At 57.4% G+C, this 23611-nt stretch carries 26 protein-coding genes; 18 read left to right on the forward strand and 8 right to left on the reverse strand.

Annotated elements, in window-relative coordinates:
- Positions 1–48: 48 nt before the first annotated feature.
- The 3 genes from DXA66_RS05970 to DXA66_RS05985 form a co-directional block, all read right to left on the reverse strand.
- Positions 49–486 (reverse strand): DUF188 domain-containing protein, encoded by a 438-nt coding sequence (locus tag DXA66_RS05970; protein WP_118527527.1) that lies wholly within the window; start codon positions 484–486, stop codon positions 49–51.
- The gene (locus DXA66_RS05975) at positions 483–1151 is read right to left on the reverse strand and encodes an alpha/beta hydrolase (RefSeq protein WP_118527789.1); all 669 of its coding nucleotides are present in this window, start codon (positions 1149–1151) and stop codon (positions 483–485) included. The genes DXA66_RS05970 and DXA66_RS05975 overlap by 4 nt, the downstream gene beginning before the upstream one ends.
- Before the next feature lie 243 nt (positions 1152–1394).
- A complete protein-coding gene (locus tag DXA66_RS05985) occupies positions 1395–2840 on the reverse strand; it encodes a deoxyguanosinetriphosphate triphosphohydrolase (protein WP_118527529.1) in 1446 nt (481 codons plus the stop codon).
- A gap of 467 nt (positions 2841–3307) precedes the next feature.
- Here DXA66_RS05985 and DXA66_RS05990 point away from each other — a divergent pair, with 467 nt between their 5' ends.
- A complete protein-coding gene (locus DXA66_RS05990) occupies positions 3308–3661 on the forward strand; it encodes a cupin domain-containing protein (RefSeq protein WP_097774654.1) in 354 nt (117 codons plus the stop codon).
- Between the two features lie 14 nt (positions 3662–3675).
- Complete coding sequence (locus DXA66_RS05995; RefSeq protein ID WP_118527531.1) at positions 3676–5103, forward strand: four-carbon acid sugar kinase family protein; 1428 nt, start codon at positions 3676–3678, stop codon at positions 5101–5103.
- A gap of 527 nt (positions 5104–5630) precedes the next feature.
- Here DXA66_RS05995 and DXA66_RS06005 read toward each other — a convergent pair.
- Positions 5631–5951, reverse strand: coding sequence for a hypothetical protein (locus DXA66_RS06005; protein ID WP_097774523.1), 321 nt, complete (start codon positions 5949–5951; stop codon positions 5631–5633).
- A gap of 303 nt (positions 5952–6254) precedes the next feature.
- Between DXA66_RS06005 and DXA66_RS06010 the strand changes: the two genes are divergently transcribed.
- The 14 genes from DXA66_RS06010 (at position 6255) to DXA66_RS06075 (ending at position 19348) form a co-directional block, all read left to right on the forward strand.
- Positions 6255–6926: an aspartate/glutamate racemase family protein gene (locus DXA66_RS06010; RefSeq protein ID WP_118527535.1), complete on the forward strand. Its 672-nt coding sequence runs from the start codon at positions 6255–6257 to the stop codon at positions 6924–6926.
- Between the two features lie 66 nt (positions 6927–6992).
- Positions 6993–8066 carry a TRAP transporter substrate-binding protein gene (locus DXA66_RS06015; RefSeq protein WP_118527537.1) on the forward strand — a complete coding sequence of 358 codons (1074 nt, stop codon included), beginning with the start codon at positions 6993–6995 and terminating at the stop codon, positions 8064–8066.
- A gap of 109 nt (positions 8067–8175) precedes the next feature.
- Positions 8176–8670 (forward strand): TRAP transporter small permease, encoded by a 495-nt coding sequence (locus DXA66_RS06020; protein WP_118527539.1) that lies wholly within the window; start codon positions 8176–8178, stop codon positions 8668–8670.
- Positions 8667–9944 (forward strand): TRAP transporter large permease, encoded by a 1278-nt coding sequence (locus tag DXA66_RS06025; protein WP_097776874.1) that lies wholly within the window; start codon positions 8667–8669, stop codon positions 9942–9944. The genes DXA66_RS06020 and DXA66_RS06025 overlap by 4 nt, the downstream gene beginning before the upstream one ends.
- A gap of 135 nt (positions 9945–10079) precedes the next feature.
- Positions 10080–10799: a FadR/GntR family transcriptional regulator gene (locus tag DXA66_RS06030; RefSeq protein ID WP_118527541.1), complete on the forward strand. Its 720-nt coding sequence runs from the start codon at positions 10080–10082 to the stop codon at positions 10797–10799.
- 134 nt (positions 10800–10933) lie between these two features.
- Entirely contained in the window at positions 10934–11758 is an 825-nt protein-coding gene (locus tag DXA66_RS06035) for a 3-keto-5-aminohexanoate cleavage protein (protein WP_118527543.1), read from the forward strand.
- Positions 11759–11776: 18 nt separating this feature from the next.
- Positions 11777–12721, forward strand: coding sequence for a class II aldolase/adducin family protein (locus DXA66_RS06040; RefSeq protein WP_097776876.1), 945 nt, complete (start codon positions 11777–11779; stop codon positions 12719–12721).
- A gap of 55 nt (positions 12722–12776) precedes the next feature.
- A complete protein-coding gene (locus DXA66_RS06045) occupies positions 12777–14222 on the forward strand; it encodes an aldehyde dehydrogenase family protein (protein ID WP_097781116.1) in 1446 nt (481 codons plus the stop codon).
- 62 nt (positions 14223–14284) lie between these two features.
- Complete coding sequence (locus DXA66_RS14755; RefSeq protein ID WP_005939592.1) at positions 14285–14875, forward strand: BMC domain-containing protein; 591 nt, start codon at positions 14285–14287, stop codon at positions 14873–14875.
- 39 nt (positions 14876–14914) lie between these two features.
- Complete coding sequence (locus DXA66_RS06055) at positions 14915–15571, forward strand: phosphate propanoyltransferase (RefSeq protein ID WP_187119380.1); 657 nt, start codon at positions 14915–14917, stop codon at positions 15569–15571.
- A 3-nt stretch (positions 15572–15574) separates the two neighbouring features.
- Complete coding sequence (locus tag DXA66_RS06060; protein WP_005939597.1) at positions 15575–15835, forward strand: EutN/CcmL family microcompartment protein; 261 nt, start codon at positions 15575–15577, stop codon at positions 15833–15835.
- Positions 15836–15896: 61 nt separating this feature from the next.
- The gene (locus DXA66_RS06065) at positions 15897–17126 is read left to right on the forward strand and encodes an FAD-dependent oxidoreductase (protein WP_118527545.1); all 1230 of its coding nucleotides are present in this window, start codon (positions 15897–15899) and stop codon (positions 17124–17126) included.
- A gap of 15 nt (positions 17127–17141) precedes the next feature.
- On the forward strand, positions 17142–18302 hold the full coding sequence (locus DXA66_RS06070) for an iron-containing alcohol dehydrogenase (protein ID WP_118527547.1): 1161 nt from the start codon (positions 17142–17144) through the stop codon (positions 18300–18302).
- A 167-nt stretch (positions 18303–18469) separates the two neighbouring features.
- Complete coding sequence (locus tag DXA66_RS06075; protein WP_118527549.1) at positions 18470–19348, forward strand: beta-1,6-N-acetylglucosaminyltransferase; 879 nt, start codon at positions 18470–18472, stop codon at positions 19346–19348.
- A 41-nt stretch (positions 19349–19389) separates the two neighbouring features.
- On the opposite strand, the gene DXA66_RS06080 is transcribed toward DXA66_RS06075, so the two are convergent.
- The 3 genes from DXA66_RS06080 to DXA66_RS06090 all read right to left on the reverse strand — a co-directional run bounded on the left by DXA66_RS06080 (position 19390) and on the right by DXA66_RS06090 (position 22308).
- Positions 19390–21282 (reverse strand): heavy metal translocating P-type ATPase, encoded by a 1893-nt coding sequence (locus tag DXA66_RS06080; RefSeq protein ID WP_118527551.1) that lies wholly within the window; start codon positions 21280–21282, stop codon positions 19390–19392.
- A 449-nt stretch (positions 21283–21731) separates the two neighbouring features.
- A complete protein-coding gene (locus tag DXA66_RS06085; RefSeq protein ID WP_118527553.1) occupies positions 21732–21953 on the reverse strand; it encodes a cation transporter in 222 nt (73 codons plus the stop codon).
- A gap of 19 nt (positions 21954–21972) precedes the next feature.
- Positions 21973–22308, reverse strand: a complete 336-nt coding sequence (locus DXA66_RS06090; RefSeq protein ID WP_044953513.1) for a metalloregulator ArsR/SmtB family transcription factor — start codon at positions 22306–22308, stop codon at positions 21973–21975.
- A 66-nt stretch (positions 22309–22374) separates the two neighbouring features.
- On the opposite strand from DXA66_RS06090, the gene DXA66_RS14095 reads away from it, so the two are divergent.
- Together DXA66_RS14095 and DXA66_RS06095 are read left to right on the forward strand one after the other, a co-directional pair.
- On the forward strand, positions 22375–22689 hold the full coding sequence (locus tag DXA66_RS14095; RefSeq protein ID WP_158576336.1) for a hypothetical protein: 315 nt from the start codon (positions 22375–22377) through the stop codon (positions 22687–22689).
- A gap of 37 nt (positions 22690–22726) precedes the next feature.
- Entirely contained in the window at positions 22727–23116 is a 390-nt protein-coding gene (locus DXA66_RS06095; protein WP_118527555.1) for a thioesterase family protein, read from the forward strand.
- 265 nt (positions 23117–23381) lie between these two features.
- On the opposite strand, the gene DXA66_RS14370 is transcribed toward DXA66_RS06095, so the two are convergent.
- Entirely contained in the window at positions 23382–23522 is a 141-nt protein-coding gene (locus tag DXA66_RS14370) for a hypothetical protein (RefSeq protein ID WP_005943803.1), read from the reverse strand.
- Positions 23523–23611 lie beyond the last annotated feature (89 nt).

Raw genomic sequence — 23611 nt, forward strand, 5'->3', positions numbered from 1 at the left:
GAAAATCTTCTAAAAAAGACCATCCGCGGTGATATGTATGAAAATCAATCAATGTTTGCAATTCAAAATCTTTTTCAGTGTTTCTGAAAACTTCATGTCCTGCTCCTTCGTCCGCTTTGCACTCCCTTTCGGGTGCTTGCCGGCACGAAGGAGCTTTTTGTTTTCGTACCGCCGCAGCATGAGGGCATCCATGTTGTCAGCAGTGTACTCCAAGCCGTTCTGATTCAGCACTCTGGCACACCGGGCAAGGCACATACTCGCCAGCCCATAGTCCTGTGTTACGACAATATCTCCCGGCTTTACTCGGTTGACCAGCGCAAAGTCCACACTGTCAGCACCCTTGTCGAATACCAACGTCTGCGCCCCCTCACGTTCGATCTGGTGCGAGGTATCACACAGGATAATGACCGGGATGCCGAACTGCTTTGCAATCTGCAAAGTCAGATCAACCACGGGACAGCCATCCGCATCAATCAAAACATTCATCGAATATCCTCCATCACCCATCGAAACGCCCTTGCCGTGCGCAGGTCGGTATCCTTGAAATGCCCGCCGCTGTTCCATTCAAGCGTGCAGTCTGTGCCACGCTCTATAAGCCGGCTGTGCAGGGTGCGGATGTTATCACCTACCGCAGCCATGACAGCGTTTTTCGTATGCTCTTCCTTGTCGCCAAGGCTCAGGTAAATGCACTGTGCCTGCATCGGGTGCTGCTGTTCAAACTCCATCCATCCCGGAAACCAAACAGAGGGCGAGGCGGCGGCGATACCATAGAACAGATCAGTCTGGGTGGATGCCCACAATGCAAACAGCCCGGCCAGCGAGTAGCCGCCCAGAATGATCCGGACGTTTCCCGGCAGTGCAAACTGCTTTTTCAGAGTGGGGATCACCTGCTCCGTCAGAAAGCGCAGGGTATCCGCTGCATTGCCGCCGAAACTTTCTTTGCCCCACACCGCAGGAGCTTCCCACGGGGACAGTTCATTGTTCCAGCTTTTCGCTGGAATGGCTGCAAACAAAAAGTGGTGCGCACTCTGTGCAATAGCGGCAACCTCGCTTTCCATGCTTTGCAGCTCGTGTTCGCCGGTCATTTGGAGCAGCAGGTATTTTGCATGAGCTTCGCCGTAAATGCGGCAAGGTCTGTTCCTGAGTTGCATTGTATGTGCGGTCATTGCAGCATCCTCCCGAAAATTTTCGATAAGCCCAGTATAGCAACCGAAAAATCATTTTGCAATTCGAAAAGCGTTCGCATTCGCAAGCAGTGTCTTCGTAAAAAAGCTGGCACCTGATTTGAAGTTGTGCGAGGCTTCCAGAGTGATGTATCAGCAGTTTTTGAACGATCATGCCGTAGCCCATAAGCGGCAGACGAACCGGGCACGTGGGATTTGAACAGGGCAGCGTTATTCAATACCGCTAAGCTCGCGGTACAGCGTGCGGGCATAGGAATCTGTCATGCCGCTGATATAGTCGGTGACCATCAGAAGCCGGAGGTACAAGTCAAAAGATTCCGTGCCGGTTCGGGTGTTTTGGTAATCCTGCTTGTAATTGCCGGAGAAGATGGCGAGAAGCTTTTTGTCGGCCTTGGAAGGTGCCTGTCCGTCGGTGCAGTATGCAGAGTCATAGTACAGCACGGCGGGAACAAAATGATCCAGCAGAAAATCGAGAATGACCTGTCCGGACAGCTCCAGTTTCAGGATACCGGGCGTATCGAAGGCAAATTTCCGCATGGCCCCTTTCAGAATGTCAATGGTGATGGCGTGATTGGTTCCTTCAAACAGATCACCGCAGTAGGTCCCGGCCATGATCTCTTTATATTTGCAGGAAAAACGGTAGATGGCTACATACATCAGCCACTGACGCGTTTGGGTGAGCCATTTTTTAAATGCAGCGCTGTCGTTTTCTGGGGTGTGGTCTGCACCGCGCTGCTTGGAAAGCTCTTGGATCTGCTCATCGGAGAAGTACTCAGGGCTTCTGTGGGAAACGATCTTTGAATGGTCATAAGAATTTGTGTAATATTCAATGAACTGGTCAAGGGTGAACAGGCCCTTTTTAAAGGCATCTTCCAGATCGGCAGTAGAGTATGCAATGTCGTCGGCTGCTTCCAGCAGGTAGGTCAGCGGATGGCGCACGATGCCTTTGTCGGGAGTGGCGGTCCCAACCGCTTCCGAGATCTGCTCAAAAGTCTCCTGTTCTGCAGCGAAGAAGCCGAGTTTGTGCTTTCGGATATCCGCACTGTCTTTATCAACGGAGCAGGAGTCGGTGGGGTATTTTACCAGCGTGCTGATGATCGCTTTGGACAGATTGAGGCTGGAACCGTGTTTTGCTTTCAGCAGGATCCGCAGCGCCTGTGCATTGCCCTCAAAATTTTCCAGATCAGCGATCATCTGCTCGGATAACCAGCTGCGAAGGGGCTGTCCTTTGTATTTTACATGGTCGAGGTTCTCTTTGAACCAGTCACCGATCACGGTCTCGCCGAAATGCCCGAAGGGCGGATTGCCGAGGTCGTGCAAAAGGCCGGCGCAGAGCAGGACGGATGCGATGGCTTCGGCATCCTCCGGCACGGCAATATCAGTTGGCTTGTACTGTGTTGTGTTTTTGGAGATCATGATGCCAAGCTGCCGGGCGATCGTGGAGACTTCGATCGAGTGCGTCAGGCGGGTTCGGATGAAATCACTCTTATCCAGAGGAAACACCTGCGTTTTATCCTGCAGCCTGCGGAATGCAGCGCTGGAAACGATCCGGCTGTAGTCCTTTTCAAATGCATTGATGGGATACTCCTTGAACGAATCGGGCTCAGGAGGTTCAGAAGAAAGTTTTTCAGTTGACAGCAATTTTGCCCATTCCATAATCAGTACACCTCGCTTTTGAAACGTCGTGATCAAAAATCTGCAAAAGGCATCGGCCTTCCATCACTGCCATTATACAAAAGAAACGCTGCTCCGGCAACAAAAAACGGATTCTCTGAAAAAAACACAAAAACTGCAGCTTGAACATGTGCAGAGTTCCAATTTATTTCGGGATCCGAAAAAAGGAAAGCGGAGTGTTATGCTGCGGTGTACTACTTCCGTCAGATGCACCCGAAATTGAATCAGACAAAAGCTTCCCTTTCCGTGGGCTGCGTGCCTGCGGGGCAGGAACGGCGGGGTATCAGCCAGATTGCACAAAACGCATTGCACAAAATTGAACAGCTTTTCAGGAAAAAATCTTGCTATTCCGCTTGCGCTCATGTATAATGGACTTAACTTGAAAGGTAGGATGTTTAAAAACACTCTGCCGTATGCTGCTGCAGATGACTTGAAAGGTGGAACATGGGATGTTGTATAAGAAAGCTTCTGAGATGAAACCCACTCCGATCCCCCATTGCATGGGCGGCGAGGGCACCGTGATGATGGAACGCCTGCTGGATGCGCCTGCCGAAATGCTGGGCAAGGGCCGCGCCTACGTGCGCCACACGCTGGCACCGGGCGTGACCATTGGCAGGCACACGCATGAGCACGAGATGGAAAGCATGGTCATCGTCTCCGGCCGCGCTGTCCACATCATCAACGGCGAGGAGCAGATCTTGGAGAAGGGCGACATCATTGCCGCCATGCCCGGCGACACCCACCAGATCGCCTGCCTGGGCGACGAGCCGCTGGTGCTGATCGCACAGGTGCTGTACGAATAAAGGAGGAGCTTCAGATGGAACAGATCCGCAGTGCCGATGTTCTGGCCAGTTTTCCACAGGTGGATGAGGAAAAACTGAACGCCGCCCTTGCCGCCGAAGCTGCCGCCAGCAACCGCAAGATCATTGTGCTGGACGACGACCCTACCGGCGTACAGACGGTACATGATATTTATGTTTATACAGATTGGACGGTAGAAAGCCTGCGCAAGGGCTTTGCTGCGCCGGAAAAGCTCTTCTTTATTCTGACCAACAGCCGCGGCTTTACCGTGGCCGAGACCACCAAGGCCCACCGCGAGATCGCGGAGAACACCGCCAAGGTGGCCCGCGAGTTCGGCATGGACTACCTTATCATCAGCCGCGGCGACTCCACCCTGCGCGGCCACTACCCGCTGGAGACCGATCTGCTGCGCGAGGTGACGGAGGCTGAGAACGGTTACAAAATGGATGGCGACATCCTGTGCCCCTACTTCCGCGAGGGCGGACGCTTTACACTGGACAACGTGCATTATGTGCGCTACGGCGCAGAGCTTGTGCCCTGCGGCCAGACCGAATTTGCCAAGGACGAGACCTTTGGCTACCACGCCAGCAACCTGTGCGAATACATTGAGGAAAAAACCGGCGGCAAAGTCCGTGCAGGAGACGTGACCTGCATCTCGCTGGAAAGCCTGCGCGCCATGGACTTTGACGGCATCGAGGCCCAGCTGCTGGCGGTGCACGATTACGGCCATGTGATCGTGAATGCAGTGGCGGACTGCGATGTGAAGGTGTTTGCAGTGGCACTGTACCGCGCCATGGCAAAGGGCCGTCACTTCACCATCCGCAGTGCGGCCGCACTGGTCAAGGCCATCGGCAATATTTCCGACCAGCCGCTGCTCACCCGGGAAAAGATGGTCACGCAGGAAAGCAAGGCAGGCGGCATCATCGTGGTGGGCAGCCACACCAAAAAGACCACTGCCCAGCTGGAAGAACTGAAAAAAGTACATGGCATCGAGTTTATTGAGATGGACAGCGACAAGGTGCTGGTGCCGGGCGAGCTGGAAAAGGAAGCAGCCGCCATCGTGGCCCACTGCTCACAGCAGATCGCAAAGGGCATCACCTGCTGCGTGTCCACAAAGCGCGTGGTGCTCACCCTGCCGGACGACACCCCGGAAGCAGCCCTCGTGCGCAGCGTTGCCATCAGCGATGCACTGCAAAGCTGCGTGGGCAGGCTGACCGCTTCCCCGACTTTTGTGGTGGCAAAGGGCGGCATCACCAGCAGCGACGTGGGCGTGAAGGCCCTGCGCGTAAAATGCGCCAAGGTGCTGGGCCAGATCCGGCCGGGCATCCCGGTATGGCAGACCGGTGCCGAAAGCCTGTTCCCCGGCACGCCGTACATCATCTTCCCGGGCAATGTGGGCGAAGTGCCCACTCTGCGGGAAGCGGTGGAAATTTTACTGGGCTGACACTCTGATGATTTAGAATGCCCTCCGCTTCGCTCTGGGCATATTCAGCGGAAAAATTATAATGATTGCAAAACAGCCAGACCGCGGTTGCGCAGCAATGAAAGCCCCAGTGGGGCTTTCAAGCGGCAGAACGTTCTTGCGGGAGCAAGATGGAGGGGCCTTGCCCCGACAAGTTCCGCGGGTCTGGCTGTTTTGCTTTTTACGAAGATAAGCTGCTTCTTGTGCAGCGGGTATTCGTGTGGGGCAGGTTTGTATGGCTTTTATAAAATGCATTGCCGCCGGATACGTTCTCTTTTGCGCGCCAAAAGAGAACCAGAAAGGACGGCGGTGCCCGCAGGGCATGAAAGCCCCAGTGGAACTTTTGAGCCGCAGACCGGGTTGCGAAGCAAATGCCACTACCTGTTACGACCCCTTCCCGTGAAAAAGCAAAGCCGGAATGACCGCAGTCATTCCGGCTTTGCAATATACAAAAATAATAATTCTGCTGTTTATGGCGCAGCGCACGCGGAGCCATTTTAAAGGAACGATCACTCTTTTTTGGCTTTCTTTTTCTTCTTTGCTGCCTTTTCCTCCGGCTTGTTCTTCATCAGCCTGCCGAGGGATGCGGCAGTGTATACGCAGAAGCAGCCCACCACCACGATCAGCACGACGGCGCTTGCGTCCAGCGCCACGGTGCCGGCGCGGACAGCGGCCAAATACAGTGCCAGCAGCACCACGCCGCCGCCCAGCCACAGGCTGCTGCTGTTCACCTGCTTTTGCCACTCCTGCTGCGGCGTGAGCGGATGCTGCTGCGCCTTGCCCTGACGGGCCTTCTTTTTCCAGATGTTATCACTTTGAAACGGATTCATGTTCCGGTGGCTCCTTCCCTGTCTTTTTCTTTAAGGGTATTATACGCCGCAAGATGGGATGATGTCTAGAAAGAAGTGAATTTTTCACCACTTGCATCCCACATTTGTGCAGAACGACCAAAACCGGTCCGAAATATCGGCTATTCGCCAATTTACTTTTTGCGGGCCGAAGAGTAATCTAATGGTAGGATGTAAAGACGGACAAGCTGTTGAGATTGAACTAAAGGTAGGATGTAGCAAAGAACCTTTGCTGCGGGCTTGTCCGGCACGAGAACGCGAAAAACAAAAGGAGGCTTTTCCGTTATGAAGGTAGGTCTGATCTATACCAGCACCACCCCGGAACTGATCGAACTGGTGGAGCAGGAAGTCAAAAAGCAGCTGGGCGATGATGTGGAGCTGTACAGCCTGCAGGACCCCAGCATTCTGGCAGATGTCCGCGCGGCAGGCTATGTGACCACTGCACCGGCAGCACGCCTGATCGGCATGTACATGAAGGCCGCTGAGGAAGGCGTGGATGCCATGCTGAACCTGTGCAGCAGCGTGGGCGAAGTTGCCGACAGTGTACAGGATGTGGCAAAGTACATTGGTGTGCCCATCGTCCGCGTGGACGAGGAGATGTGCCGCGAGGCCGTCCGCAAGGGCCAGCGCATCGGCGTTATGGCCACCCTGCCCACCACTCTGGAACCCACCAAGGGCACCATCCTGCGCATGGCCCGCGAGTGCAACAGACACGTGGAGCTGGTGGACTGTCTGGTGGACGGTGCATTCGGTCTGGATCAGGACCAGTTCAAGGCCCGCATGACCGAGATGGCCGGTACCATTGCCGACAAGGTGGATGTGATCGTGTTTGCACAGGGCAGCATGGCCTACTGCGAACAGTATATCGCCGATAAGTTTGGCAAGGTGGTTCTCAGCAGCCCCCGCTTTGGTGCAGCCGAGCTGAAAAAGGCGCTGGAAAAGAAGGGCACCATTTAAAAAAGGAACAAGAGCCGGAGCACGAGACCGGCTCAGGAGAAGATATTTTTTTGAAGGAGAATTCTTATGAAAAAGATGATTTCCCGTCGTGACTTCCTGAAGGTGGCTGGCATTTCCGCTGCTGCTCTGGGTCTGGCTGCCTGCGGCGGCTCCGGCACCAGCACTGCTGCTTCCACTGCCTCTACTGCAGCTTCCACCGGTTCTTCCGCTGCCGCTTCCGGCTCGGCTGTCACCCTGAAGCTGGGCTTCTCCACCAACGAAGAAGACCCCCGTGCAAAGGGCGCTAAGCAGTTTGCAGAAGAAGTTGCCGAAAAGACCGGCGGCGCTGTGGAAGTTCAGCTGTACCCCTCCGGCCAGCTGGGCGGCGATGCTGACCTGATCAACTCTATCGCTCTGGATTCCGGCACGGTGGATATCATCATCACCGACGCTTCCAACTTTGCCACCTACGATGCAAAGATGGGCATTTCCGCACTGCCGTTCCAGTTCGAGACCTTCGACGATGCATGGGCATTCATGGACAGCGACATCGAGGCTGCCGCCGAGGAAGGTCTGCTGAGCCAGAATATGCGTGTGCTGGCCCACTACTGCAACGGTTTCCGCTGCGTGACCAACTCCAAGGGCCCCATCAACAGCCCTGCCGATATGAACGGCCTGCTGATCCGCACCCCCGAGAACCCTGTCATCATGGCTACCATGACCGCTCTGGGTGCCAACCCCCAGCCGCTGAGCTTCTCTGAACTGTATCAGGCTCTGCAGCAGAAGACCTATGATGCACAGGAAAACCCCATCCCCGTTATCTACAACAATAACCTCTACGAGGTTCAGGAGTACCTGAGCATCACCAACCACATCTACTCCGGCATGTGCTTTACCATTGCCGAGAGCAGCTGGAACAAGCTGAGCGCTGACCAGCAGCAGATCGTTTCCGACGCTGCAAAGGCATCTGCCGATTACGACCGTGAGCTGAACGAGCAGCAGACCAACGACCTGGTCTCCGCTCTGGAAGAGAAGGGCATGAAGATCAACAGCCCGGAACTGGCTCCGTTTGCAGCTGCGACCGAAAAGGTCCTGACCGACAACGCTGATACCTACGGCGACCTGCTGGATCAGCTGAAGGCATGGAAAGAAGCCCGCTGAGATCACTGACCAGAAAACCTTGAAATAAAACCGAAGCAAAGGGACGAGGGGGCGTGCCCTTCGTCCCTTTGCATTTTATCTGAATCGCACTTGAAAAGGAGTTTGTACTGTGAAAAAACTGCAAACCACTCTGGACAAGATCACCACCCTCATTTCCGCCATTCTCTGCGCAGCTATGATGGTAATTCTGTTCGCAAACGTTGTGCTGCGCCTGATCCCCGGCATCGGCGGCTTCAAGTGGTACATGGAGAGCAGCCAGTATCTGAACGTCTGGTCCATGCTCATTGCCTGCATCGGCATCAACGCCATGGGCACCAACCTCCGCGTGGAAGTGGTGGACGCTGTTCTCGGTAAGACCCCGCTGGGCAAAAAGATCGTTGTCATCATCCGTGATGTGTTCATCATCCTGTTCTACGTCATGGTCACCTACGGCGGCTACCAGCTGTGCACCCGCGCAAAGCAGGCCGTTTCCACCATGCCGCAGTTCACCATGGGTCAGGTGTACACCATCTTCCCCATTGCCGGTGTGCTGTGCATCCTGTCCGCCGTTCTCAACCTGATCGTTGAACTGACCGCAAAACCGGAAGGGGGCAAATCCAAATGATCGCATGGCTGCTGATCTCATTCTTCGTTCTGCTGTTTCTGGGCGTGCCCATCGCCATGAGTCTGGGCCTGTCCGCCATGGGCGGCATCCTGTTCCTGGGCGGCGGCAGCACCGTCACCATTGCCCAGCGCATGTTTGAGGGCATGAACAGCTTTGCACTGCTGGCCATCCCTCTGTACACCTTTGCCGGCTTCACCATGTCCAAGGGCGGTATTTCCAAGCGCCTGATGGACTTCTGCTACTCCATTGTCGGCCACATCTACGGCGGTCTGGCTCACGTGAACGTGCTTTCCAGCATGATCTTTGCGGGCATCTCGGGTTCCGCTGTTGCCGATACCGCAGGCGTTTCCGGTATGTTCATGCCGGAAATGGTGCGCAAGGGCTACTCCAAGAACTTTACCGTTGCCGTTACCGCCATTTCCTCCACCATCGGCATCATCATTCCTCCGTCCATCCCCATGGTGGTCATTGCCGGTATCTGCGGCATTTCCACCGGTAAGCTGTTCCTCGGCGGCATCATCCCCGGTGTCCTGTGCGGTCTGGCACAGATGATCGTCAGCTATTTCATGGCCAAGAAGGAAGGCGTGCCCAAGGAGCCGGGCCACTTCACCATCGGCCCCGTGCTGCATGGCCTGTGGGAGAGCTGGCCCGCCCTGCTCATGCCCATCATCATCGTGGGCACCATCACCATGGGCATCGTCAGCCCCACCGAGGCAGGCGTGATCGCTGTTGTTTACGGTCTGTTTGCCGGCGGCATCATCTACCGCGAACTCAAGTGGGAGGACATCAAGTTTGCCTTTGCAGAGACCGTCCGCACCAGCGGCCGTATCTTCATCGTTATCGGCGCTGCAAAGCTGTACACCGTCATGCTGACCACTGCGGGCTTTGATAAGTGGGTGGCCAAGACCATGCTGGGCTTCTCCACCAATCCCACGGTCATTCTCATCATGATCCTGCTGATCTTCTTCATCGTCACCATGTTCATGGAGTCCATCGCAACGCTGACCCTGTTCATGCCCATCCTGTATCCCATTGCTCTGGGTGTGGGCATCGACCCCATCGTGCTCAGCGTCCTGATCACCGTGGTCATCGGTGTTGGTCTGGTCACTCCTCCGGTGGGCATGTGTATTTACGTTGCCTGCGATCTGATGGATGTTACGGTCGGCGAGGTGTTCCCCACATTGGTGCCGTTTATTGCAGCTACCTTCGTCTGCATTGCGCTGATGGTCGCCTTCCCCCAGCTGATCCTGCTGCCCACCTATTTGATGGCGTAACCGTTGCGTCCGCTTTTCAGATATGGTAAAATAGTGGCGGAAATTCAACGTGTGATGTTTGGAGGCTTTCTGCCCCGGAACGTTCCACGCTGAACGACCCCGAATATCCACAAAACCGGATTTGGAGGCGGAACTATGTCAATGGAACATCCTGAAAAACAGAAGAATGCGGTAAAGTCTGTAGTCGATCAGGTCATGGATGGGATCATCTCCCAGATCATCGACGGCACCCTGCATCCGGGCGACAAGCTGCCTACCGAAATGGAACTGTGCAAGCAGTTCGGCGCGGGCCGCAACTCGGTGCGGGAAGCTGTGAAAAAGCTGCAGGCCTACGGCATCCTGTACATCAAGCGTGCCGACGGCACCTTTGTGAGCGAAAACTACAACCAGAAAATGCTGGACCCGATGCTGTACAGCATCATCCTGCAGAAGAACAGCTGGCAGGAATTTGTGGAGCTGCGCTCCGTAATTGATATCGGTACGCTGAATATTATCATTCAGCGCAAGGATATCGCATCCTTTCTGCCGGACCTGTACCGCACCTTCGGCGAGCTTTCTGCCGAAATGCACTCGCCGGAGCCTTCGGTGGATAAGGTGCTGGAGCTGGACAGCCGGTTCCACACCCAGATCGCCAATGCGGCCCAGAACCCCATGCTGGCCACCATCACCGAGTACATCACCCGGCTGACGCTGCCCAGCCGTCTGGAGACCACCCGCAAGGTGCTTGCCAAGGGCGAAGCGGAGATCGAGCGGTTCGTAGAGCTGCACCGCCAGCTGCTCAGCGTGATCGAGCGCAGGCAGGTGGACGAGATCGCCGCTACAGTGCAGGATCACTACATCTTCTGGAAGAAGTAAGCATACAGGCCTCCTGCCTGCCGTAAAAGGCGGGCTGGGGACTGTGAGTTTACAAGATGGGATGTTTGTGCTAAAATAACGTTAGCATCCTGTGTTAAGCTTCTCCAATGCGACATGCAAGGAGTGTTCATCCAATGAAAAAAATCATGATCTCCGTGGCCCCCGTTGCGGCCACAGACATTCTCATCAATCCGCGGGCCATTGCCCGGGATGTGTATGAGTGCTACAAAAACGGCGCGTCCATGGTGCATCTGCACTGCCGCGACCTGAACGGCAACCTCACCCCGGATCTGAGCCTGCTGGAAGAAACGGTGGCCTACATCCGCGAGATGTGCGACATCGTGGTGGAGATCTCCACCGGCGGCGTGTCCAACCTGACCATTGAGGAACGTGTGCAGCCTTGCTACCCCTTCTGGGTGGAAGCCAACAGCCTGAATGTCGGCTCGGTGAATCTGGGCACCTCGGTGTACCAGAACCCCATCAAGGATGTGGAGTACTGCGTCAAGACCATCATGGACAACAAGAAGATCCCGGAGACCGAGGTCTTTGAGCTGGGCATGATCAACACCGTGCGGGAACTGAACGACAAGTTCCACTTTGTAAAACCCATCCTGTTTGCACTGGTGTTCGGCCATGGCGGCGAGATGCCTGCCACGGTGCCGGCCCTGCGCCACATGATCCAGGCGCTGGAAGAGAACTTCCCCAATGGCGACTACCTGTGGGGCTACACGCAGGCCCACCGCGAGGACTGGGAAATGGTCAAGACTGCGCTGGATATGGGCGCTTCCACCGTGCGCATCGGCTTTGAGGATTCGGACATGATCGCGCCGGGTGTCCATGTGGACAACAACGCAGCGCTGATCGCAAAGGTGTCGGACATCGTAAAGTCCAAGGGCATGATGCCCATGACTCCCGACGAGGTGCGCGCCATGCTCAAGATCCCGCCGCTGCGCCGTTAAAAAGGAGGAAAGAAACGTATGGTGATTCAAGGCGTTGCTTACCTCTCAGACTTTGAGGCAAAAAAAGCCATCATGGAAATGGCCCGTCGGCTGGAAGCCAAGGGCTGGCTGGTGGCCGGTGACGGCAGCATGAGCGTCCGTGTCGGCCCGCAGGCCGTGTGGGTGACCGTTGCCGGTGCCGACAAGGCCGCGCTCACGCAGGATATGCTGGTGCGCGTGGATATGAATGGCAAGGCGATGCTCAGCGCAAAGCCCAAGCCCCTGCCCGAAGACCTGCCCATCCATCTGAAGATCTATCAGGAAAACGAGAACGCCCAGTGCGTGATGCACACCTATCCGGCCTGCGCGGCTGTGATGGGGATGCAGGGCCAGACCGTGCAGCCTGCAGCGTTCAGCCCCGCAGTGCGGGCGCTGGGACGGGTGCAGCTGCTGCCCGCCCAGAACGTGGACGCACAGGCACAGGCTGTCAGCCTGTTGTGCCGCACCGATAAGGCTGTTCTGCTGGAAAATGACGGCTGCCTGACCTGGGGCAAGACCCCGGCAGATGCGGCCCATCTGGTGGAAGCACTGGATTACTACGCAGCCGTCACCGCAAAGCTGGGCTGCGCAGGCTGCTCCAAATGCGGCAGCTGCGGCGGTCACTGCACCGGCTGCAGCAAGTGCGGCGCACCTGCCGTGCAGCCCATGGCTCAGCCCGCTGCACAGCCTGTGGCAATGGCAGTACCCGCCGCACAGCCTGCCCAGCCGGTGAGCCTGCCGGGCGTTACCGGGCTGATCCAGCCGGGCATGGCGCTGCCCACCCTGCCCAAACAGCAGGCGGCTCCTGCCCCTGCCCCGGTGCCTGCCGCACAGCCTGCGGCAGTCCCTGCAATGGAAGCGGCCCCGGCCGCACCGAAGTCCGCAAATGCCCGCGATGCCGCAATGGCCGAGGTCATCCGCCGGACGCTGAAGAGCTTTCAATAACAAAAAGTTTCGTTTGATCCAACGGATATGACCTTTACGGAAAGGAACGAAAACCATGGATATCAGTTCGCAGGAAATTGAAGCGATCGTCAAGCAGGTGCTTGCCGGTATGGGCGGTGCACAGACAAGCGCCGCCCCTGCAGCCTATACCGCTGCACCCGGCGGTGCAGCAGGCGACCGCGGCGTGTTCGAGAACGTAGACGATGCAGTGGAAGCTGCATGGAAAGCCCAGCGCGACTGGGCGGCAAACTACAAGATCGAGGACCGCCAGCGCATCATTGAAGCCATCCGCCGCTGTGCCCGCGCACATGTGGAGGAGTGGTGCCACAAGATCGTGGAAGAGACCGGCATGGGCCGCTATGAGGACAAGGTGGAAAAACATCTGGCCGTCATCAACAAGACCCCCGGCCCCGAATGCCTGACCACCGAAGCCAAGAGCGGTGACGCGGGCCTGATGCTGGAAGAGTACGCACCCTTTGGTGTGATCTGCTCCATCACCCCCACCACCAACCCTACCGAGACCATCATTAACAACACCATCAGCATGATCGCAGGCGGCAACACCGTGGTGTTCAACGTGCACCCCCGCGCAAAGCGGGTGTCTGCCGACTGCCTGCAGGCGCTGAATACCGCCATCATCGAGGCGGGCGGCCCTGCAAACCTCATTACCATGACCCGTGAGCCGACCATGGAGAATGTGGACAAGATGGCCGCAAACCCCAAGATCCGCCTGATGGCAGGCACCGGCGGCATGGGCATGGTGAACGCCCTGCTGCGCAGCGGCAAAAAGTGCATCGGTGCCGGTGCAGGCAACCCGCCCGTCATCGTGGACGAGACCGCAGACATCGAGCTGGCAGGCCGCAAGATCTACGAGGGCGCTTCGTTCGATAACAACATCCTCTGCTTTGCAGAGAAGGAAGTGTTCGCCGTGAACACCGCCTACGACGGCCTGCTGCACGAGCTGCAGAAGCAGGGTGCCTACCTGCTGAACAAGGCCCAGACCGAACAGCTGGTGAACATCGTGCTGCAGCCCAAGAAGGGCGGCGGCCACGAGGTGAACAAAAAGTGGGTGGGCAAGGATGCCGCCCGCATTCTGGAGACCATCGGCGTGCATGTGCCGGATACTTGCCGCCTTGCCATCTGCGAGGTGCCTGCCGACCATCCGTTCGTTCTGGTGGAGCAGATGATGCCGGTGCTGCCCATCGTGCGCTGCCAGAGCTTTGAACAGGCTGTGGAAGATGCCGTGGTGGCCGAGCACGGCAACCGCCACACTGCTTCCATCTTCTCCAAGGATGTGGACCACATGACCCGCTTTGCCCGGGTCATTGAGACCACCATCTACGTAAAGAACAGCGCCACCAAGGCCGGTGTTGGCATTGGCGGCGAGGGCCACTGCACCATGACCATTGCCGGCCCCACCGGCGAGGGCATCACCTGCGCAAAGAGCTTCTGCCGCCGCCGCCGCTGCATGCTGGCCGAGGGCGGGCTGCGCATCATCTGAGTTTTTGAAGGACGAAACCATCACATACAATTTTTTCAGTGTTCTGACAGGAGGAACAACTTATGAAAGCTCTGGGTTTTATCGAGACGAAGGGTCTGGTTGGCAACATCGACGCTACCGATGCAATGCTGAAGGCTGCTGACGTTGAGTTCATTGGTTCCGACACCATCGGTGCCGGTCTGACCACCGTGATCGTTACCGGCGAGGTGGGCGCTGTCAAGGCTGCTACCGAGGCTGGCGAAGAGGCTGCTTCCCGCGTGGGTGAGCTGTTCTGCGTCAACGTCATTGCACGCCCCCACGCAGATCTGGCCCGCATCATGCCTGCCAAGGGCCCTGCGACCGGCAAGTCCGGCCTGCCCGCAGGCGAGCAGGTGCCGCTGGATGCCGCTCTGGGCATGATCGAGACCAACGGCCTGACCGCTTCCATCGAGGCGGCCGATGCCATGCTGAAGAGCGCAGATGTCTCTCTGGTGGGTCAGGAGAAGATCGGCGCAGGCCTTGTTACCGTGTTCGTGCAGGGCGACGTTGGCGCTGTGAAGGCTGCTGTTGAGGCAGGCCAGACCGCTGCTTCCCGCATTGGCGAAGTGGTCAGCGCACTGGTCATTCCCCGCCCGCACGCAAGCGTGTCCGAGTGCATGCCTGAGCTGCGCTGAGAACTGCGCTGACGCTGCATAAGAAAGGAGCGCTGTGCCTTGGTTTACCATGACATCAGTCAGGAACAGCTGCTGCTCCTGATCACGCAGGCCGTGCAGGCAGAGCTGCAAAAGCGCAGCCGTCAGGTGCCGGTAGGCATCTCGGTGCGGCACATTCACCTTACCCGCGATGATGTGGACAAGCTGTTCGGCTATGGCTACCAGCTCACCCCCAAAAAGGCGCTGAGCCAGCCCGGCCAGTTTGCCTGCGAGGAATGTCTGGACATCATCGGCCCCAAGGGCGAACTGAAGCATGTCCGCATCCTTGGCCCGGAGCGCAGTTCCACTCAGATCGAGCTGGCGCAGACCGACTGCCGCAACATCGGCATCAAAGCGCCGGTGCGTTCCAGCGGTGATACAAAGGGTACGCCGGGCGTGACCCTGCGCGGCCCCAATGGCACCCTGACCGTGCCGGAGGGTGTGATGATCGCCGACCGCCACATCCATATGACCCCTGCACAGGCAGCGGCCTTCGGCCTTGCCGACGGCGACCGCGTGCAGGTAAAGATCGACGGCCCCAAGCCGGGCGTGATGGGCGGGGTGCTGATCCGCGCAAACGACAAATGTGCACTGGATTTTCACATCGACACGGACGATGGCAATGCCTTCCTGCTCAAGCAGGGACAGCTGGTCACCGTACTGGGCAAAGAGGAGTAAGCTATGATTTTAGGGATCGTCAAGGGGACCGTTGTCGCCACCCGCAAAATGCCGGAGCTTGTAGGCTATAAGTTCCTGCTGGTGGAGCCGGTGTTCGGCTCCAAAAAGGATACCATCGTGGCGGGCGACAACATCGGCGCGGGTGTAGGCGAGATGGTTCTGGTCACCACCGACGAAACCACCCAGCATGGTCTGGACCATCCGTCGCCCATTGATGCTTTCATCGTGGGCATCGTGGACAATCCTCCCACCCTGAGTAAGTAACACCCTGCAAGTTTTGCCGCAGAGAGGGGCTTCCTCCCGGCGGGATCGTGAGGCTTAAACAATGAAAATTATTATCATCGGCAGCATTGCCGCCGGGGTTTCGGCCGCCGCCAGACTTGCCGCCGCCCAGCGCGGAGCGCAGATCACCGTCTACGAAAAAGGCGGCTTCTACTCCTGCGGCACCGGCGGCCTGCCCCATTACCTGTGCGAGGATCTGGACAGCCTGAACAAGGCCATTCAGGCCAAGGAGACTGAGCTGAACGCGCAGGGCATCACCGCACATCTGCGCCATGAGGTGCGCGGCATCGACGCAGCCGCCCGCAAGGTGACGGTATGTGATCTTGCCACCGGACGCGTGTTTGAAGACCACTACGACAAGCTGGTGCTGGCCACCGGTTCTTCCAACCGTGTGCCGCAGGTGCCCGGCAGTGACCGCGTGGGCGTGCAGACCCTCAAGACCGTGGAAGATCTGATCTTCCTCAAGGAGTTCGTCCGCACCCCCTATGTGCGGGACATCGTGATCCTGGGCGGCAGCTGGGCCGGTTTGGAGATCGCAAAGTCCTTCCTCAAGCTGGGCCGCAATGTGCGTATCATTGAAAAAGAGCAGCAGCTTTTGCCCCAGTTTGACCCTGAGGTGAGCAAGCTGATCCAGAAGGAGCTGGAAGCGCAGGGCGTGCAGTTCAATCTGGGCGAGCAGGTGCGCTCCTTCCCGGGCCGCACCTTCGTGGAGCAGGTGCAGACCAACCGCGGCACCTACCCCTGTGACCTTTGCGTGGTAGCCATCGGCGTTACCCCCAACACCGGCCTGCTGGCCGGTACCGGGGCGCAGCTGGCACCCAATGGCGCTGTGCTGATTGGTGCCGACCTTGCCACCAGTGTGCCCAATCTCTATGCCGTGGGCGACTGCGCGGCCTGCCGCGACGGCTCTCTGCGCACCAGCAGCCTGAAGGTGGCGGATCTGGAGATCGCCCGCACCGGCCTGACCGAGACCGAGGCCCGCAAGGCCGGTCTGCGGGTCAAGAGTGCAATGGCCACCGGCACCGACCGTCCGGGCATCTGCCCGAACCCCCACCGCATCACCATCAAGCTGGTGTATGAGGCCAATACCCGTCAGGTGCTGGGTGCGCAGGCATGGGGAGAAAAGAATGTTTCGGCCCGCATCAACGCCATTGCCGTTGCCATCCGCGCCGGCATGACCGTGGAAGCACTGGGTCAGGTGGATTTCGTCTATTCCTCCTCGTCCTGTTCCATTTGGGACCCGGTGCAGATCGTCTGCGGTCAGGCACAGTAAGCGGAGGGTGAACACATGGCAGAACGCATCAACGCCGTCAAGACCAGCTTTTTTGGCAAGGGTGCCATCCGTCTTCTGGGACCGGAGCTTCAGAAGATGGGCATCCGCCGTGCTTTGCTGGTGACGGACCGCTTTCTCTATGATTCCGGTGCCGCTGCCCGGGTCGGTCAGGTACTGTCCGATGCCGGTGTGGAGTACGCCGTGTACTACAATGTGCAGCCCAACCCCACCGTACAGGTGGTGAACGACTGCATTGCCGCAGCCCGCACCCTGCAGGTGCAGCTGCTGGTGGCTCTGGGCGGCGGCAGCGCCATCGATACCGCTAAGGCAGCCAGCATCGTGGTGGCCTGCGGCGGTACCGTGGAACAGTACGAGGGCGAGAACAAGTCCTCCAAGCCCGGCCTGCCCATCGTGGCGGTGAACACCACCGCCGGTACCGGCAGCGAGTGCACCTCCTTCTACATCGTCACTGACCCTGTCCGCCACAGCAAAATGGCCATGGTGGACCCCAACTGCATGGTCAGCATTGCGGTGAACGACACCGACTTCATGTCCTCCATGCCGCCCAAGCTCACCGCAGCCACCGGCATGGACGCGCTGACCCACGCCATCGAGGCGGCGCTTTCCAAAAACGCCAACCCGCTCACGGACAAGGATGCCTACTGGGCCATGCAGGCGATCGTGCAGAACCTGCCCCGGGCCGTTGCCAACGGTCAGGATGAAGCCGCCCGCACCATGATGGCCTACGCCGAAAATGTGGCAGGCATGGCTTTCTCCAACGCGGGCCTTGGCATGGTGCATGCGATGGCACACGCGCTGGGCGGACACTACAACCTGCCCCACGGTGTGTGCAATGCGGTGCTGCTGCCCTACGTGCTGGCCTTCAACAGCCGCAGCCCGGTGTGCCGGGAGCGGTTCATGACCATTGCCGCTGCCATGGGCCTGCAGGGCACTTTTACCCCGGACACTGCCGCACCGGCAGTGATCCAGTTTGTCCGTCAGCTCAGTGCAGGGGTGGGCATCCCCGCCAATCTTGCGCAGCTGAACAAGGTGGACCCCACCGATTTTGCCGCGCTGGCAGAGCTTGCGCTGCACGACACCTGCATGTCTACCAACCAGATCACCCCCACCCGCGACGAGGTGGTGGCGGTGTATACCGCCGCATTCCGCGGATGAACTTTGAGACCTCCTCCATTTTCTCCATACCCAAACAAAGCCGCCGCTCTCCCTCTGCAAGGGAATGCGGCGGCTTTGTGCTGTAAAAAGGGGTGGTGGGATTGTTTTTAAAGAGGATTCTGTTATAATAAAATGAAAATGCGGTGCAGAAGTAAGAGGAGAAAACGATGGAAACAAGTGAAAAACAGGCGTACATGCTTATGGCACATCAGTGCAATGAGATGTTTTGGACTTTGCTTCGGATGCTGGATGCACCGTGGAATGATATTTTCATCCATATGGACAGCAAGAATGAAAACTACCAGCCAGAAACCGTTGAACGATATGTAAAATATGCCAAGGTTTTTCACGCACAGAGAACGAGCGCTGTTTGGGGTGGTATTACTTTAGTAAAGGCAGAGTTTGTATTGCTCAAGGCAGCGGTAGATCATGGCCCATACCAGCATTACCACCTGATCTCCGGTGTGGATCTGCCCATTCAAACACAAGAAGATATCCGTGCATTTTTTGAGGCAAACCCGGACGTGGAATTTGTTCATTTCGACCCGCACCCATTCAGCCCGTTCAATGATGAGCGCGTTTATTACCGGCACTTTTTTCAGAATATCGATCTGCGCCGCCATCCGGTGCTCGGCGTGATCAATGGAATCCTGCTGTCGGGCCAGAAGCTGCTGAGAATAAAGCGCAATCAGGACGTTCACTTCACAAAGGGCAGTCAATGGTTCAGCTGCACGGATGGCTTTGCACGGTATCTGCTGACAAAAGAAGAGTGGATCCTGCAGGTGCTGGACAAGACCTTTTGCTCGGACGAGTTCTTTGTGCAGACACTGATCGTGCAGTCGCCGTATCAGGATAAGATCTATCAGGGGCCGGGTGATACCAGTGCCCGTGCCATCGATTGGGACCGAGGCAATCCGTGGGTCTGGAAATACGCTGATCTGGAACAGCTGAAAGCATCGCCCTGCATGTTTGCCAGAAAATTTGATATCGAAAAAGAACCGGAGCTTGTGCATGAAATAGAACGCCTGTATGCACCTCATATATAAAAACAGTGCCGGACAGTTTTCAGGCTGTCCGGCACTGTTTTTTACGGTTCATTCTTTTTCGCCAGATCCTTGGTGTACAGGGCACGGGTGGCGTTGAGCACAGCCAGCACCATCACGCCCACATCGGCAAAGATGGCGGTCCACATGCTGGCCATGCCGATCGCGCCCAGCACAAGGCAGGCAAACTTGATGGCCAGTGCAAACACGATGTTCTGGTACACGATGCGTAATGTGCGGCGGGCAATGCGCATGGCCAGTGCGATCTTGGCGGGGTCGTCGTCCATCAGCACCACGTCAGCGGCCTCAATGGCAGCGTCAGAGCCAAGAGCGCCCATTGCAATGCCCACATCGGCACGGGACAGCACCGGGGCATCGTTGATGCCGTCGCCCACAAAGGCAAGGTTCTCTTTGGGCCGCTTTGCGGCGAGCAGCGTTTCGATCTGGTCTACCTTGTCGCCCGGCAGCAGGCCCGCATGGTATTCATCCAGCCCAAGCTCTGCGGAAACGGCCTTTGCAACCGGCTCGGCATCGCCGGTCAGCATCACGGTCTTGCGCACACCGGCATCCTTCAGGCCCCGGATGGCCTGTGCGCTGTGGGGCTTCACCACATCGGCGATCAGCAGATAACCGGCGTACATGCCCTCGATGGCCACATGCACGATGGTGCCGGTCCCGCTGACGGCGGGAGCCTTCAGGCCCAGCTTTTCCATCAGGCGGGCGTTGCCGGCAGCAACGGTCCTGCCGTCCACCTTGGCGGTCACGCCGTGGCCGCCCAGCTCCTGCACATCGGTGACACGGTTCGGATCGATCTCCCTGCCGTAAGCGGCCTTGATGCTGAGGGAGATGGGGTGCTTGGACCAGCTCTCGGCCAGCGCGGCAGCTTCCACCAGCTGCTCCTCGCTGGTGCCCTCTGCGGGGTGGATGCCGGTCACTTTAAAGGTGCCCTGGGTCAGGGTGCCGGTCTTGTCGAACACAACGATGCCGGTGCGGGCCAGCTCTTCCAGATAGGTGGAACCCTTGACCAGAATGCCGCAGGCAGATGCACCGCCGATGCCGCCGAAGAAGCTCAGGGGAATGCTGATGACCAGTGCGCAGGGGCAGCTGATAACAAGGAAGGTCAGGGCACGGTAGACCCAGTCACCAAAGCGGGCGGGCTGGCCCATGAGCAGCAGCACGATGGGCGGGATAAAGGCCAGAGCCAGTGCGCCATAGCACACGGCGGGGGTGTACACGCGGGCAAAACGGGTGATGAAGTTCTCGGCGCGGGCCTTCTTCATGCTGGAATTTTCCACCAGATCGAGAATTTTGGAAACGGTGGATTCACCGAATTCCTTGGTGGTCTTTACCTTCAGCAGGCCGGTCATGTTCACGCAGCCGCTGATGACCTCATCGCCGGTCTGCACATCGCGGGGCAGGCTCTCGCCGGTCAGGGCGGCGGTGTTCAGGGCAGAAGCGCCCTCCACGATCACGCCGTCGATGGGCACGCGCTCACCGGGCTGAACCACGATCACGGTGCCGATCTCCACATCGTCCGGGTCCACCTGCTCCAACCTGCCGTCCTCGCCCTCAATGTTGGCGTAGTCCGGGCGGATGTCCATCAGGCTGGAAATGCTCTGCCGGCTCTTGCCCACGGCCACGCTCTGGAACAGCTCGCCGATCTGGTAGAAGATGATAACGGCACAGCCCTCCACGTAGTCGCCCAGTGCAAATGCACCCACGGTGGCAACGGCCATCAGGAAGCACTCGTCAAAGGGCTGGCGGTTCTTGATGCCAAGCAGTGCCTTGCGCAGCACGTCCCAGCCGACCACCAGATACGGGATGCAGTACAGTACCAGCTCCACCGGCGTGGGGAACTGGGGCAAAAGCTTGAGGATGAGCACCAAAATCAGCGCAATGATGATGCGCTGCAGGTTCTTTTTCTGCTTTTTGTTCATACAAAACGCTCCTTTTTGCGGGATCCATGGGCCGCATCACGCTGCGGCGGGCGGGGATTTCAACAACTTTTCCCCATAAAAATGGATATTCCACGGTTTTACCCGTGTTTTCCACACAGTTTTTCAGGCGTAAAAGCGCTTTTCCACGTTTATTTTACGCCTTTTCCGCAAATGGTGTTGAAAACTGAGTGGAAACTGTTGAAAACTGTCTGATTTTTCAACAGAAAAAGTTATTGCACAACACAATTGCACACAAAGTAAAAAGCATCTGCACATTCGTTTGAGCTCTCAGAAAATCTACGAATTCTTGCTGCAGATGCTTTTTTCTTTAGCGGGCTCGCCCTCTCAGTCAAATCCTTTGGATTTGCCACCTCTCCCTTTGGGAGAGGTGTCACCGTAGGTGACGGAGAGGGCGAGGCTGTTGATCGTGTGCAGCAACCTGACGCGCATCAGATGTCAAAGATCTCGCAGTCGTCCTCCACCTTCTTGCAGGCGGCCAGAACGTTCACCATGGTGTCGTGGAGGTCTGCACCTTCAGAGAACTCCACCTTCATCTTCTGGGTCATAAAGCTGACGGTAGCATTTGCCACGCCTGCAACGGTGTTGGCAGCGTCTTCCATCTTCTGAGCGCAGTTTGCGCAGTCCACTTCGATCTTGTAGCTCTTCTTCATAAGTAATACCAGCCTTTCGTTATTCTTCGATATGATCCATCCCCATGGAGAGGATGCTGCGCACATGGTCATCGTCCAGTGCGTAGTAAACGGTTTTGCCCTCGCGCCGGAACCGCACGAGCTTGGAATCCTTGAGCACCCGCAGCTGATGGCTCACCGCCGACTGGCTCAGCTGCACGGCGTTTGCAATGTCCTGCACGCACAGCTCGTTGTCGTGCAGTGCATACAGGATCTTGATGCGGGTGGAGTCGCCGAACACCCGGAACAGGTCGGCCAACTCGTACAGCACCTCGTCGTCCGGCATATCCAAGGCTTCCGGCTGCGGCGCGGGCATTGCTTCCTTTATTTCCGCCATGTTGACATCTCCCTTCGTTGTGGATTCACATGAACGCTTGTTCATGTGTTCATAGTAGCACGCGGAATGCTCCTTGTCAAGGCTTTTTTAAAGATTTTCAGCGTCTGCTCTAAATTGATGAAATTTGCCTTAAAACGCAGAAAATTTGCGTTTTTGAATCGCAATAAGGATGCGGATTGGAGGGAAAGGCGAAAACAAAAAAGAGGTCGCCGCATGGTCAGTGTCCTCGCCTTTTCCGTCACCTTCGGTGCCACCTCTCCCAAAGAGAGAGGACTTGGCAGCCCGTTTGCGCAAAAAGAAAAAGAGAAATTCACAAAAAAGTGCAAAATAGGGTGCGTTCTGGTGCAAAATGTGGTATCTTATAAAGGTGTTCAAAAATAAAATGCGCCATACGGCGCGCAAAAGGAGAGGAAAGTATATGACATTGGAAACCGGTATCCGCGGGGAACAGAGCGTGCTCGTCACCGCAGCCAATACCGCAAAGACCATGGGCAGCGGCACGCTGGATGTGTTTGCCACCCCGGCACTGGTGGCGCTGGCGGAAAAGACCTGCTGGATGAGCGTGGCCGATGCGCTGGACGAGGGCAGCGGCTCGGTGGGCACAAAGCTTGAGCTGGAGCACACTGCCCCCACCCCTGTGGGCATGACCGTTATCTGCGAGAGCGAGCTGGTGGCTGTGGAAGGCCGCAAGCTCACCTTCAAGGTGGCCCTGCACGACGAAAAAGGCCCTGTAGGCGGCGGCACCCACGAGCGCTTTGTGGTGAACGACGCAAAGTTCGCCGCCAAGGCGGAGGCAAAGAAGGGCTAAAAGGCAAACGGGCTCGCCCTCTCAGTCACCTTCGGTGCCAGCTCTCCCAAGGGGAGAGCCCTTGGCAAAACTGGGAACTTTACCGTACTGCCAAAGGCTCCCACTTTGAGGAAAGACTTCCCCCGGCCGGGACAGATTCTCCCCGGCCGGGGAGAAATGTCACCGTAGGTGACAAAGAGGGGAACGGATGCCGCATAAGCGGCAAAAGGGGGAATCTGTCGAGCGTATGCGAGACTGAGAGGGCGAGGACGCTGACCGAAGAAAACTATTCTTCATCCGTTTGCTCTGTTTGCTCCAATCGTATCGGCGGCGGGTCAGCTTCCAGCAGGTGCTGCTCGGCACGCTTCTGCGCGTCCTGCAAGAGCTGGGCGGCCTGCACGCTGGCCCGGAACAGCTCAAAATACATCGCTTTATAGTCCGGCGCGGCGCACACCTCCCTTTGCATTCGATGGGGATAGTTTTTCCTGCGCAAAGAGGGGTATGCATCCCCGGAAA

Source organism: Faecalibacterium sp. OF03-6AC (assembly GCF_003478175.1).
Classification (GTDB): domain Bacteria; phylum Bacillota; class Clostridia; order Oscillospirales; family Ruminococcaceae; genus Faecalibacterium; species Faecalibacterium taiwanense.